This is a genomic window from Pseudomonas atacamensis, assembly GCF_017167965.1.
GTDB lineage: Bacteria > Pseudomonadota > Gammaproteobacteria > Pseudomonadales > Pseudomonadaceae > Aquipseudomonas > Aquipseudomonas atacamensis.
Genome location: NZ_CP070503.1, coordinates 1,602,297 through 1,616,488 on the forward strand (window position 1 = coordinate 1,602,297; position 14,192 = coordinate 1,616,488).

Genomic DNA, 14,192 nt, shown 5'->3' on the forward strand with positions numbered 1-14,192 from the left:
CCGTTCAGTTGGTGAGGGGCGTCCCCCTCGCCAGCTTAATCAGCCATCGCAAAATCCCCACGCCCCACCGATTCCCCCGCCATACCCTGTGCCCTGACACTGCGCCCCGGTGCAAACCCCGGGAAGAACACCAACCCCTGCGCTTCAAACCGATAAGCCAGTGCCAGTCTTGCGGCGTCCGCCACGTCCTGCTGCGCTTCGAACCGCTGGATATCTGCCACCGCCACTTCGGCCTCGCGCGACAGTTGTTCGACGCTCCAGCCCAGCATGGCGCGGGCCTGGACGCAGTGGGTCGGGGTGAACTGGAAAAGGGCAATGCGTTCGAGGACGTGGTTCATCGCAAGAGAGGCCATGGTGTGCTCCGGGCTCAAAAGTGCTGATTGAAAATGTACTGTGTTTTTGTACAGTTGTTTTCGGCCGGGATCAAACGCATTTTTCGAATTTGCCTAGTTCGTCGGCTCCAACCAGACGGACGGTGCCTGTCCCAGCACGCGCCGAAACATCGTCGAAAACGCCGCCGGGCTCTCGTAGCCGAAGTCCAAGGCAATCCGCGTCACCGCTTCCCCCGCCGCCAACCGTGCCAACGCCTGCACGACGCACGCCTGCTGACGCCACTGACGAAAGCTGAGCCCGATCTGTTGCCGAAACAATCTGTTAAAGGTACGCAAGCTTATGTGTAACTGATCGGCCCAATCCTGCGGGGATTGATGGGTGTTGGGCATGTTCAGAAAGGTCTGACACAGACTGAGGAGCTTTCCTTCGGCGGGCATGGGAATGTGTAGGGCAAGGGGCGCGCTGCGTGCCAGTTCATGCAACAGCAAGTTGATCAGCACACCGTCGCGTCCGGCCTGGTCGTACATCAGTGGCACGTCCACCGCTTCCATCAGCAAATGCCGCAGCAGCGGCGACACATTGAGCACTTGGCAGTCCGGCCCCAGATCCACGTTGCCGGGTTCGACATACACACTGCGCGTGCTCACCCCGAGCATCAACACCTCATGAGCCACGCCCGGCGGAATCCACACCGCGCGCTGCGGCGGCACCACCCAATTACCGTTCCGGGTGCTGACTTGCATCACGCCTGTTGCGCCGTAGAGCAATTGGCCGCGGCGATGCGTATGAAACGGGAGTAGGTGACCGTGGGAATAATCGGTACCGATGGCCACGACCGGGCGAGCCGTGTCATCGAGCTGATTGATCGAAATATTGCGCATCAGGCGTGTTCCAGCGATTGGCGTAAACGCGAACATTATTGGCCCAACTACTGAAGCCGGCCAGTGCGTCACGCTCTAATGTCCTGGGCTCCCCCGATCCTGGACGCCCACCATGTTCTACCTCCTGCTTACACTGTTCGGTTGCCTCACCGGCATCAGCGCCGTGCTCTTCGGTTTCGGCGGCGGCTTCGTCATTGTGCCGCTGCTCTATCGCATGCTCACCGCCAGCCACGCAGCCGACGACCCAATCGCGCAATCGGCCATGCACATCGCCGTGGCCACCTCGACCTGCGTGATGATCGTCAACGCCCTGATCGCCACACGCAAACACCAGCGCGCGGGCAATCTGCTCCGGGAATACCTCTGGCCATTGGGCGGGTTTATCGGCGTGGGTGCGGTCGTCGGCGCCATCGCTGCGATGTGGGTCAGCGGCCAAGTGATCCGCTACGCCTTCATTGCCTACCTGGGCGTGACCATCGTCGATTGCCTGCTGCGCCGAGGATTTCTCACACAGTCCCAAACCACATTCCCACGGCGACTGACCACGACGGAAACATCCGCCGGCGGTGTAGGCATCGGCGCCATCGCGACCTTCCTAGGTGTAGGAGGAAGCGTCATGACCGTGCCGCTGCTGCGCCGTTGCGGGCTGAGCATGTCGCAAGCGACGTCCATGGCCAATCCGCTCAGCGTGCCGGTAGCGTTGGCGGGGACGTTGACGTACATGGCGCTGGCCGGTTTCACTGAGTCTGATTTGGGTGCCTGGTATATCGGGTATGTCGATGTGCTGGCGTTTGCGCTGCTGACGGTTGGTTCGTTGCTGGGGATCAGATTGGCTGCGCGGTGGATTGGGCGGATACCGGATCGGCTGCATGCGTGGATCTATATCGGTCTGCTGATCGTGGTGCTGCTGAGCATTTCGCTCAAATGAATCATTGATTGACGCAGGCGAAAGAAACCAGAATCGGCGTCGGGCGTTGCCCTCCAGTCTTCAGCAGAGAACCAGGATGTTGATCTTCAATTGCACCGAAGCCGCCAGCAAGTTTTTCAGCCGTGTCCATAAAGGCAAAACGATCACGCCGGTGGACACCAAACCGCCGTCATCGGTTATTGAGGATGATGAGCTGAACGGCGCGGACGAACAGTGGTTGGTTCATGCGATCACTGTGCAGCGCAAACATGTGTTGTTGGTCCTGCACATCAAAACCCGCTATTGCGTGATCCTGGCTGATGCCAAAAAGGCCGACGCCGAAGGGTTTGTAGCGTGGTTTAACGAGCGTTGGCGCGAAGGTCTGATCCGCGATGCAATCAATCATGACCTCATGCAATGGGTTGATGCGGGGACAATGACCGATCGTCTCGAGCTGAGTCGCGAGTATCGTTTTTATCGCCGTGGCCATCGCAGCGCACAAAAGCACATCGAACAAATCGCCTGGTTTTTCGAGGATTGCGCGGCAGAGTGGGGCTGTTTGCCCCAAGGCGAACGTGCAGCTATCGGTTTCGATGCGCGGATGAATTCGCAAATTCGAAACACCAAGGACCGAAAAGATTACTTTCGCCCTGATGAAGAAATGCTCGCTCATTGGCTGCGCCAGTATTGCGGAGTGGAAGATCTGGGCGTTCAGGCTGCACTTGAACGACGCAGGGAGGCGGAGCGGGAGATTCGAGCGTTTGAAGAAGGGGCACGCATCAACTGAGCGTCACTCCAACCCCGGCGCTTCACGAATAATGAAGTGATCCAGGTTCTCGATATCGGCATTGAAGACCTCGAAAGGCTTTTCGGGGTTCTTCTTGCCGGGCACCTGCTTCAACTCCGGCGTTACGCCATAGAAGAAACAGAACAACGCCTTGTCGCTATCCACCGCGTGCTTGATCTCTTCCAGAAATGCCTTGCGCTTGCGGTAGTTGTCGATCAGCTTCTTGTTCAGATAAACGCTGACCGGATACGGCTTCTTCTTACTGTCCTCGGGCTTCTTGAACCAGACCTTGTCCTCGAAATCGATACGAAAACTGGCGCCACTGTGGAAGTCCTCGATCTTCTTGATCCGCCCCCAGTAAATCAGCCCCTTATTGTCCGTCAGATACTCGATCTTCTTGAAGAACGAACTGTACGGCGCCGTATGCTCGCCAATCTTCAACGGCATGCGCTTGAGCAACTCCTTGTCGGCGAAGTTGGAAACAAAACACTCCACCGGATGCGCAAACACACTGGTCTTGTCCGGCGCCGACTCACGACCCACCGACTCTTTACCACTGTCCGCCGCCGCCCGCACCGGGTCATCGCGCAACACATCCGCCGCCCCCGCTGGCGCGACAGGCTTGCGCACATACTCAGGCCGGGTCAGCAATAACTCCGATGGGAAATGCTCCTCACGCCCGTCATCCACCTCGCCGTCCGCCGTCTCAACGCCAGACGCCGACGCCTTCAAACTCGCATACGGACAACCCGCCACATGCTGCGTCGTGGGCAGATTCTTGAAGTGCGGCGTGCGCACGTAATTCACGTTCTTGGCGTTGAACGTGCCCAACTCGTTGGAAGCCTCGAACACCGAACGACACGCATCGTTGGGGCACTGGAAGTGTTCCTTCGCCGAGTCAAACGCCACCGTCTCATCGAAATTGAGATCGCGAACGTCATAGATCGACAACTTGTCGTCGAGGCTGAGGCAGTAGGCGAGATCGAATTTCATGGTGGGGCTCGGGTCCTTGAGTGGGGGAGGGGTATTAATAGCGGGAGGCGGGGCGGGTTGCACTGATTGTTTTCAGGATGATGCGGAATCTGTGGGAGGCAGTCTGCTGGCGATTCTCGGCATCGACTCAATAACCAATCCAGACTCCCGGCCACAGCAACACATTTCAATTGTGGTGAGGGGATTTATCCCCGATGGGCAGCGAAGCTGCCCCAAGGACTTTTAGTCAAAAAAATTCCGCTGCCTGATCATTCAAACAGCGGACTCTGGAACCCTCAGCCTCCACGCAACAATCGCGAAGCCTTACGCCACCAGGAATCATGACGATTAAACGGATCATTCGCCAACAAACAAGGCATATCCCGCAAGCGAATCCACGGCTCATCCTGCCAGTGCAACGTACTCAACGACATCTGCGGCCAGCTCAAAACACTCAACGTCGGACGCTCCACAGATCGCGACGGTCGAGCATCACGCAGCGTTGGCACAACCTGAAGCGTCACCCACTCACGAAGCTGTCGGTACTCAGGACAGTAGTGATAAATCAGTAACGCGTACACGCCGGATTCACTCACCATCCACTGTTCTTCTATTTCGCCGAAAAGGTCCACGCACATCAACTGACGCTGATCTGCATCGAGTTTGCGTAGCTGGCGCTCATCAAGATGTTTACCCATCAACCGCCCTAGATCATGGACGCAGAACCACACCTGGTTCTCAACCAGAACGGCATGCAGGTGCGTTTTGTTGCGAGTAAATCGAGTCGATAAAAGTGGCTCAGACATGGCGAGCCTCCGGGGTCGGAAGCGACGAGGGCGTTGTACGGGTACAGCGATTCACCTTCATCATGAAGGTTTGATATTCAGGCATTTCCATTTACCTCTGGCTGCTTTCTTAGGGCATTCGTTAGGGTGTCGGGAGCTAAGAAACCCACCAGAGACGGGCCGGACATATTTCCCTTTCGGGTCTTGTATTCGCCCACTCCCGACATAACGGGATTTTTCGCAGGCGTAGAGAAACCGCAGACGAAAAAAAGCCGCAGGACTTTCGGGTGCGGAGGACCGCTCTGGTTTTTAGAGTTTCTTAGGCTCGGAGCTGAGGGTATGGGCATCAGGGATGGTCGTCAACCAGCGACTTTTCCTACCGTTCCTGAGGCGAAAGGAAACCTGGACAAAGACGCATAGTAAATTATGCTGTGTATGCATCCAGTATATGATCGCCATTGAATCCCCCAGCACCCCATATGTGTCGCCACTACCATCTCACGGAATCCAGGAAATTTCATTTACTTTGAAGTTTTGCGGGCTAGAATGGTGACCATTCGTCACAGCTTTGACCCAGAGGAATTTCGGGCTCATGAATCTTTTTGAAACACCGTCTTTTGAATCCTTGAGCGAAGCAACCTCGGGTTCGTACGAGCCTGATACCCATCCCGTAACTGACCTGGCGCTACTGCACAAGCTGTTGGAGATCTACGACCAAGGGCAATTGGCCGAAATTCTCAACGATGTAAGTCCGAGTCATTGGTGCCGTGAAACCATCAATCGCTGGATCAAGGGAAAGGCCTCGCCGAAGCTATCTCACATTGAGTTCACTCGTCTGAAGGATCTGCTGCCCAAGCGCTTGAACCACAAACCTTCATTCACTTTTATCGATCTCTTTGCCGGCATTGGCGGTATCAGGAAAGGGTTTGAAGCCATCGGTGGCGAGTGCTTGTTCACATCCGAATGGAACAAATACGCCGTTAAAACGTACAAGGCGAACCACTACTGCGATCCTGCTCGTCATCGCTTCAATCTCGATATCCGCTCGGTCACGCTTTCAGACAAGCCCGAAATCAGTGACGAGGAAGCCTACAAGAATATTGATCGTGAAATTCCTGATCACGATGTTCTGCTGGCAGGTTTCCCATGTCAGCCGTTTTCTCTTGCAGGTGTATCCAAGAAGAATTCCTTGGGTCGTAAGCACGGTTTCGAATGCGAGACCCAAGGCACTCTGTTTTTCGACGTGGCGCGGATTATTGCCGCAAAGCGCCCGGCCGCTTTTTTGCTTGAAAACGTGAAAAACCTTAAAAGCCATGACAAGGGCAATACTTTCCGGATCATCTGCGAAGCGTTGGATGAACTGGGCTACGAGGTTGCAGATGTCAACGCGCCAAAAGGCTCAGACCCCAAAGTCATCGATGCCAGACACTTCGTGCCGCAGCATCGTGAGCGAATCGTGCTGGTCGGCTTCCGGCGCGACTTGAATGTTCACCAAGGATTCACACTGAGCGACATCAGTAAACTCATACCGAAGCAGCGACCTAGTTTTGGTGATCTGCTTGATAAGGAAGTGGACGAAAAATACATTCTCACTCCCAAGCTTTGGGATTACCTCTACCGGTATGCAGAGAAGCACCGTGAGAAAGGCAATGGTTTTGGCTTTGGCCTGACTCGTCCAAACGATGTTGCTCGTACACTTTCGGCGAGATATCACAAGGATGGTTCGGAAATCCTGGTTGACCGTGGGTTTGTCGATACCTTGGACTTCAACAGTGAATTGAATCAGCTCAATCGCCCTCGGCGATTGACTCCGCATGAGTGCTCGCGCCTGATGGGTTTTGACAAGCCTGGGGAAAGTAAATTTGTGATTCCTGTCTCCGATACCCAAGCGTACCGCCAGTTTGGTAATTCAGTGGCAGTCCCGGTTTTTGAGGCTGTAGCACGGTTGATGAAGGACCGGATATTGGCCGCGAAGGAAAAAAACGCAGAAGAGGAAAGGCCGCAGTTGGAGTTTGCCCTTCCAGAGTAAGCAGAGGCATATCTATCCAAGGTTTGGAGTAATTTTGATCGTCGACTCCATCCATCAATGCACTAGATAGCTCAAAGCGAACCTTGAGCTTGAAGTCGCTATGGGTATACAAAGGAGCTGAGCTATCGAGTGCATGGAGGTGAGGCTTGGTCGATGTTGTAGATGCCGTAACCCGATCTCGAATGATGTCTGGCATTAAAGGCAAAAATACCAAGCCAGAGGTTTCGATTCGCAGGGCTTTGCATGCCCGTGGGTTTCGCTACCGCATTCACGTCAATAATCTCCCCGGTAAACCTGATCTGGTTTTACCTAAATACAAAGCTGTGGTGTTCGTCCACGGCTGCTTCTGGCATGGACATACCTGTCGATACTTCAAAATACCCCGGACGCGTCCCGATTTCTGGATGGAAAAAATCGAAAAAAATCGAACCAGAGACAGATTTCAGGAAATTGCACTCTTGAGCGATGGTTGGCGAGTGCTCATCGTTTGGGAATGTGCAATTAGGTCAATGGACAAAAAAAAATCTATGGTATTGATTGACCAGATAGCAGAGTGGCTGATAAACGGTAATGAATATTTACAGATAGATGAAACCGTATGTTCACCGACCGTATCAGTGACTATTTCGAAGGCGTAGCTGCCAAATATTTGAGCGCCGTGGATGCTGATCCAGGCTCCTCCAACCAACACGAAATAGGAGGCCTTCCAGCCGCCGGATTTAAACAATATTTAGGTGCGCCAGGCAAAAATGAGGAGTATCGATTCAACGCGAAGCAGATCTACGTTACGGATGAGTCTGTAGCACCAGATTTCTGCGATGGGTTTGTTACTTGGTACGACTGTCGGAGAAAACAACCACATCGTAGTTCAGAGTTCCGACTTTATTATAATAAAAGCGCAGTAACTGAGTTAATCGACGAAGGCGATTTTCTGCTTGTGGCAAAAATGCGGGACGGGTCGTTACTAATGATCTTCACTCCAGCAGGTACATCGGTTGAAAGTCAACTCAGGCTTCTCTTTGGTCTTCATGACGTTGATGAAAAGTTTACCGCAGGAACTTTAGATTCTGTACAGCTTCTTCTGCCACTCAGGCTCATGCTTGAAGATTTAGGAATTGAAGTAAGTCAGTGTGAAAGGGATGATGATGTTTGGCTTGAAAAGTTAATCAATTCGTTCGGCGGTACTAAGTTTCCTAGTACATCACTATTTTCTAACTATGCTAGAAAAACTATTGGGCAAGAGATCGATCCTATAAGTTGTCCAGATAAAGCGGTTCTTTCTTGGATGGAGCATGAAGAAAAACTTTTTCGGATCTACGAACGGCACCTAGTTCAACAGAAGCTTGCGATTGGTTTTGGCGAGTTTGGGGACGACGTTGAAGAATTTATTAGTTTCTCCCTGAGCGTTCAGAATCGAAGAAAATCTAGAGTGGGTCACGCATTTGAAAGCCACTTAGAAGAGATTTTTCTTTTAAATGGTTTGCGCTTCCAGCGGGGACGAGGCAAAGGATTGATAACAGAAAATAATTCTAAGCCTGATTTTATTTTTCCTGGTTTTGCGGAGTATCACGATTATTCATTTCCCGCAGGAAAATTAGTTATGGCCGGCGCGAAAACAACTTGTAAAGACCGATGGAGGCAGGTGTTGAGTGAGGCTAATCGTGTTTCTGAAAAACATCTGATTACTCTGGAGGCTGCAATTAGCGACAGTCAAACGATGGAGATGAAGTCACGTGGGTTACGACTTGTAGTTCCTCAGGATATTCAGGCGACCTACTCTATCGCTCAGCGTGATTGGTTAATGTCGCTAGAGAGTTTTATAGGTTTTGCGAAAATGCAGAATTTATAAAATAGAGGTTTTTTCGATTTTAAGTGGAGTCGGATAGTGAGTGCGAGAACATCAATTAATGGACTAAAAGTTGTTACTACTGTACCGATTCAGCCACATGCAGGGAAAGTCACAGATGCGTTGTCTCGTATCGGTTATAAAATTGAAGAGGCAATTGCAGATTTGGTCGATAATTCGATCGATGCAAGTGCGACGAATATACTCATTCGCTTTGTTCATGATGGGTCGGAGATTAAACGTATAGTACTTGCCGACGATGGATTGGGGATGAGTAATGAAGAGCTTCTTTCAGCTATGCAGTTCGGTTCTACCCGCGAACGCAGCCCTCAAGCATTGGGAAAATTTGGAATGGGGTTGAAGACCGCCGCGTTAAGTCAAGGCCGGAGTTTAACTGTAATTTCAAAACAGGCGGAGCAGGTCGTTTCGTGCCGCTGGACCACAAAATCGATAGCGGCTGGATGGAACTGTGAGTTGCTCGACTCTGAAGGAGCTGCAATGTGGATGGCCGAAATCCAGTGGCCGTTTGCAATCGGTGGTAGCGGCACTCTCGTCATAATTGATGAGCTTGACCATGCACTTATCCAAAGTAAGTCGCTAGAAGTGGTCTTGCAGCGATTGCAAAAAAAACTGAGTGTTCATCTTGGTTTGGTTTTCCATCGATTTATTGATGCAGGCGTAAAGCTTTACATTGATGCGTCAAATATGCTTGACGGTGGCCAAGGTTTTGTCGTTACGGTTGGAAGTCTTAACCCGTTCAGCTATCCCATTACGGGTGAAAAGAACTACCCTTTACAGGTGTCTTTACACGTCACCGAGCTTCAGACAATAAACTGCATCGCACATATCTGGCCGCCTAATCAAATTAGTAGTGGGTATTTATTAGGCGGTACAAATGTTGCCACGCGGCAAGGCTTTTATTTTTACAGGAATGGGCGGCTAATTCAGGCAGGGGGGTGGAATGGCTGGAGGGAAAATAACGCAGACCATCATCTATCTTTGGCCCGTGTTGAAGTTGAACTTTCACAAGAGTTTGACGCCGAATTTCGTCTTAATGTGCAAAAGTCTGCGCTTGATGTACCTGATTATTTTAGGATGGCACTAGTCTCAAAAGATGGGGCCATGGATCAATATTTAAGATGCGCGGAAGATGTTTATAGAAAAACTGTCGACGTTGACAGAGTTTTTATTCCCGTACCTGGCAGGGGATTTGGTGTTGCAGTTAGAAGGAAAGCTTCAACTTACCTTGCTGGCCAAAAATCACCGAGAACTGAAGTAAATATTGTCTGGGCTAAGTTGCCGGAAGATAGATTTTTTAGGATTGATCGTTCAGCTTGTAATGTTGTACTCAATGCTATGTATCGGCAAGTTTTATTAAAAGGAACATCCGCTAGCCTAAACGATGCTCCGACTATAAAAATTCTACTTTTTTTGCTGCTTCGCGATGATCTATTAAGAGAGCGTGAAAGTAAGCGTTTCACTGCGCGACTTGAAGAGATTAATGAGCTCCTGATGCTGGCAGTGAATGAAGAAAATTCGAGGATGACTGAATGAGTCCGATAGCTCAACAAGGCTCCCGGCACATCGGGTGGGAAGATTTGCGTGTGCGAATCCAAAATGGAATTCCATTCGTCCACCGTATTCCTTCCATCGATGGCCTCTCCCCCGCAGTAGATATCTGGGTTTCGGAGTTCGGTAAAGAGCTGGCGTTGAGAGTACATTGCTATGGCGTTGTGAAACCAAAAGAGTCGCCTCTAGAAGAAATTAAAATAGCAATGGTACATACGCTGGAAGGAGTCATGTTGGAAGTTCGTACAAGTACTCTTTCGCTTTACCAGGAAATGTATAGTTTTTTCGTTTCTGTTGCGGATAAGATACAGTTGAATGGAGTTTTACCCATAGCTGCTGTTGAGGAAACTCTTGAGGGGTGGCGGGAGCTACTGAGGACTCGTACAAGCCTTAGTGAAGAGGTGCAGCTAGGGTTGCGCGGAGAGCTATACTTTCTTCGAATTCTCATTAAAAAACTTGGCGATGAAGCGCTCAGCGCATGGGTTGGTCCGCAGAGGCAGCCTCATGATTTTCGCTTTGGAAAGAAAGAGTTTGAAGTAAAAGCGACTAGTGGGCCAAGGCATGCTCATATCATCAACGGGTTTTCACAGTTGCAACCATCCTTGGAACATGATCTGTTTGTGTTTTCACTAAGGTTTGCACCCTCCGGTCTCAATTCTGGCACTACACTTTCTGAGGATATTTATCTAACTAGAGATCTTCTGGGCAATGATGTGAGACTAAAGCTAGATATAATTTTGCGAGAATACTTTAGCTATCGCCCAGAACATTCTTCGTTCTATCCTAAGCGACTACAATTAGTGAACTCACCGTTGGTTATACCCGTGGACGAACGGTGTCCGAAACTTAATGATGATTTATTATCTGATGTACCTCATCGTGAAAGGATAAAAGATATTCGGTATTTTGCGGATTTTGAAGGTCTCGGATTTCGAGAGGGGATGCCAAGTTATTCTCTCCTGTTTGAAATGTAGTCTCAGTTCGTTTAGCTTTTATTAAGGAAGATAAAATATGAATCTGATAAGTGTAATAACTGATACTTTGGGTGGTATGGCTAGCGCGCCAAAAAACTTGATATTGGCACTCAATTTTAATTCTGAGGCGGAAGAGTCAGTTGAGTCGATTTTTAAAGAGTACATAAGTTCCATTCCATCATCCGCACCTGTATTTATCCTGTTCAGTAGAAAGCTCAGTTTCTGGGATTATGAATCTGCAGCGGCGTGGATAACAACAACTCCTAAAAATACAAGGGAGCGACGGGTGCTAATTTACAATCTGCTGAAGCTTGATGATGAATTAATTCAGATATTTAATGATAGGTTTCCACCCAATCTTGCCTATGAAGCTCCGATTGTTATCGCACAAGAGCATAAGCCTTGGTACGATTCCGATAGACAACAGAGTCGATCATTCTACCGCGATGCTTATTCCAAATATTTAAGGGAGCGCAAGGGGTGGAGTCAAGATCAAGTAAGTGATTTGGAGGAAAGTACCAGATTAGTAACCGAAAGACTATCAGACCCAGAGGCGAACGAGATTTTTCCCGTAAAGGGACTAGTAGTTGGTTATGTGCAGAGCGGTAAAACTGCGAATTTCACTGGTGTTGTTGCTCGAGCGGCAGATGCAGGGTATCGGCTAATAATTGTACTTGCGGGCACGATGAATATTCTACGCGCCCAAACACAGCGTCGGATCGATCGCGAGTTAATTGGTAAGCCGTTTATTACTGCTGAAGATGAGGTTGGTTATGCATCTGATCTTCATAGTTTTATTGATCATGGAAGTTTGCCCTCTGACTTTGGAGGATTCGACTGGCATCGCCTTACAAATATAAGCGGTGACTATCAGCGGTTGAGGCAAGGTATTCAATCTTTAGAGTTTCGTAGGGCGGATAAAACTAAGCCATTCAATCATCCCGATAACCTTCATGTTGAAGATGTTAGGTTGCTAGTTGTAAAGAAGGTCCCCGCCGTACTGAAAAAAGTAGCGGATGATCTTGATTCGATTAAGTCAAGGTTGGCAGATATTCCAACTTTAATTATTGATGATGAATCGGATCAGGCTTCGGTCAATACCAAGAAGCCAACTAGAAAGGAAGTGGAGGAGCGAACTGCTACTAACTCCGCAATTGTTTCGCTCTTGCAGCAATTGCCGCGAGCTCAATACGTTGGTTATACTGCAACTCCTTTTGCTAATGTTTTTATCGATCCTGATAACGAAGAAAATCTTTTCCCTCGTGATTTCATTATTAGCTTGTCGCGACCTAAAAACTACATGGGCGTCGCCGATTTTCATGATCTGGATCGCATTGACAAAAGTGTCGCTGGGCCGAATGAAAAAGCCTATGTGCGTGATGTAGTAGGTGATGATGTATCCGCTGAAAATTTACCACGAGCTATAGATTCTTTTATCCTTAGTGGTGCCGTAAAGTTATTTCGGCAAAGTATTGATCCGGCGCTCTCAAAAAATTACCGGCACCATACGATGCTTGTGCACGTATCACACTTAACGAAGCATCATGATGCAATAGCGGGAGAGGTAGAGCGCTGCCTTAGTAAGGGAGGATATATGTCGGGCAGTGCTTGGGGGCGTCTTGAGTCTTTGTGGGGCTCTGACTATTCTAAGTTTTGCAGTGATGAAGACGGTTACCCAGCACCGAAAAGCTTTAGTCAAATCAAACCATTTCTGGGAGATTGCTGGAGTCGATTGTCAGAAGGTTCAAAAAAAGTACTTGTGGTAAATGGTGAGGCTAACGATAACCCAGATTTTGAAAGTGATAGTATCTGGAAAATTATCGTCGGCGGGGCCAAGCTTTCTCGGGGGTATACAATCGAAGGATTGACAATTAGTTACTACCGACGTCGTGCAGCGGCAGCAGATGCATTGATGCAAATGGGACGTTGGTTTGGATTTCGCGATGGCTATCGCGATTTGGTTAGGCTTTATATCGGGCGTGAAGAAGTAGCTGGTAAAGGTACTATTGATCTTTATGAAGCATTTGAAGCAGTTTGTCGTGACGAAATGGAATTTCGCTCTGAACTGAAGAGATACGCTAATCCCAAAACCGGAATTCCCGTACTTCCAATTCAAGTTCCTCCGCTCGTACCATCGCACTTGCTACGCCCAACAGCGACTAACAAAATGTATAATGCCGTTGTGACTTTCAAGAATTTCTCAGAGGAATGGAAAGAGTCGACGCTAGCACCAACGAATTCCTCTCATGTCAAATATAACCAAGTTTTACTCGAACGGCTTCTCGCAAATGCCAAATCTGGCTTTGGGGAAGGAGTGCTATCTATCTCAACCTCTGACGAAGGAAATAAAGATTATAAGTCTAGGTGGGCTACTCTCTCATCAACGGACATGGTCAATTTTTTGAAAGCGTACAAGTGGTCTGCACAAGGCGTTCTGGAAAGGGAGATCGAGTTTCTTGAGGATAAAGCGAATAAGACAAATGTTGAGCAGTGGCTTTTTCTTTATATAGAAGGGCCAAAAAATAGCGTTGCATATAAAATTCTAGGTCAGAATTTTAACTCGTATAGACGCTCTCGCGTGGAGGGAGGTTCGGAGAGGTTTAATGCTTATTCTGAAAGCTGGCATCGATATATCGCCAAATACCTATGCGGCCTCGGTGAAGGAAAATCGAATAACTCAGTTACTCAAGAATTACGCTCTTCTAAACAGGGGGTATTTTTGTTCTATCCTACAATTGATAAAAACAATTCTGCTACTAATATTACCCCTGGCTTTGCGCTCCAGTTTCCACATAATGACATTGAAGCAAAGATTCGTTTTGGCGTAAAAGTCGCGGATAAGCCAGAAGATTTAACGGTTGAGATTAGCTGCTAGTTTTATGTGCCTCGCGCAGTGCGTTTTTTACACTGCGTGGCACTTTCGCAGCTATAGCTGCAACACGTTTTATTTTGGGGATGGTATTTTCTAGATTCTCTTTCAAATATATTTCTTGCCAATAGGTAAAGTATTAATTTTTTAATTTATAAAGCACATGCTCATAAAAAAGCCCTGAATGGTTCAGGGCTCTTTCACGCTTAGTTTCGGGTATTGATCAATGAAGGGCTTTGC

At 49.1% G+C, this 14,192-nt stretch carries 12 protein-coding genes; 8 read left to right on the forward strand and 4 right to left on the reverse strand.

The genetic code is table 11. The annotated features are described in order from the left end of the window. Positions 1-35 precede the first annotated feature (35 nt). Both JWU58_RS07385 and JWU58_RS07390 read right to left on the reverse strand, forming a co-directional pair. Complete coding sequence (locus JWU58_RS07385) at positions 36-353, reverse strand: helix-turn-helix domain-containing protein (protein WP_056788034.1); 318 nt, start codon at positions 351-353, stop codon at positions 36-38. A gap of 93 nt (positions 354-446) precedes the next feature. Then, the gene (locus tag JWU58_RS07390; protein ID WP_122700259.1) at positions 447-1,214 is read right to left on the reverse strand and encodes an AraC family transcriptional regulator; all 768 of its coding nucleotides are present in this window, start codon (positions 1,212-1,214) and stop codon (positions 447-449) included. Positions 1,215-1,326: 112 nt separating this feature from the next. Between JWU58_RS07390 and JWU58_RS07395 the strand changes: the two genes are divergently transcribed. Next, complete coding sequence (locus JWU58_RS07395) at positions 1,327-2,142, forward strand: sulfite exporter TauE/SafE family protein (protein WP_206421695.1); 816 nt, start codon at positions 1,327-1,329, stop codon at positions 2,140-2,142. 76 nt (positions 2,143-2,218) lie between these two features. Continuing rightward, complete coding sequence (locus JWU58_RS07400; protein WP_206421696.1) at positions 2,219-2,908, forward strand: DUF6933 domain-containing protein; 690 nt, start codon at positions 2,219-2,221, stop codon at positions 2,906-2,908. Between the two features lie 3 nt (positions 2,909-2,911). On the opposite strand, the gene JWU58_RS07405 is transcribed toward JWU58_RS07400, so the two are convergent. Continuing rightward, on the reverse strand, positions 2,912-3,901 hold the full coding sequence (locus JWU58_RS07405; RefSeq protein WP_206421697.1) for a hypothetical protein: 990 nt from the start codon (positions 3,899-3,901) through the stop codon (positions 2,912-2,914). 275 nt (positions 3,902-4,176) lie between these two features. Further along, the gene (locus JWU58_RS07410; protein ID WP_206421698.1) at positions 4,177-4,686 is read right to left on the reverse strand and encodes a BRO-N domain-containing protein; all 510 of its coding nucleotides are present in this window, start codon (positions 4,684-4,686) and stop codon (positions 4,177-4,179) included. A gap of 571 nt (positions 4,687-5,257) precedes the next feature. On the opposite strand from JWU58_RS07410, the gene dcm reads away from it, so the two are divergent. From dcm to JWU58_RS07440, 6 genes are all read left to right on the forward strand, one after another. Then, a complete protein-coding gene (dcm, locus tag JWU58_RS07415) occupies positions 5,258-6,694 on the forward strand; it encodes a DNA (cytosine-5-)-methyltransferase (RefSeq protein ID WP_206421699.1) in 1,437 nt (478 codons plus the stop codon). Between the two features lie 146 nt (positions 6,695-6,840). Further along, complete coding sequence (locus JWU58_RS07420) at positions 6,841-7,332, forward strand: very short patch repair endonuclease (protein WP_206421700.1); 492 nt, start codon at positions 6,841-6,843, stop codon at positions 7,330-7,332. Further along, positions 7,293-8,543: a type II restriction endonuclease gene (locus JWU58_RS07425; protein ID WP_206421701.1), complete on the forward strand. Its 1,251-nt coding sequence runs from the start codon at positions 7,293-7,295 to the stop codon at positions 8,541-8,543. The genes JWU58_RS07420 and JWU58_RS07425 overlap by 40 nt, the downstream gene beginning before the upstream one ends. 36 nt (positions 8,544-8,579) lie before the next feature. Beyond that, positions 8,580-10,094, forward strand: a complete 1,515-nt coding sequence (locus JWU58_RS07430) for an ATP-binding protein (protein WP_206421702.1) — start codon at positions 8,580-8,582, stop codon at positions 10,092-10,094. Then, positions 10,091-11,083, forward strand: a complete 993-nt coding sequence (locus tag JWU58_RS07435; RefSeq protein WP_206421703.1) for a PD-(D/E)XK motif protein — start codon at positions 10,091-10,093, stop codon at positions 11,081-11,083. The genes JWU58_RS07430 and JWU58_RS07435 overlap by 4 nt, the downstream gene beginning before the upstream one ends. Positions 11,084-11,120: 37 nt before the next feature. Next, on the forward strand, positions 11,121-13,958 hold the full coding sequence (locus JWU58_RS07440; RefSeq protein ID WP_206421704.1) for a Z1 domain-containing protein: 2,838 nt from the start codon (positions 11,121-11,123) through the stop codon (positions 13,956-13,958). The last annotated feature ends 234 nt before the right edge of the window (positions 13,959-14,192 follow it).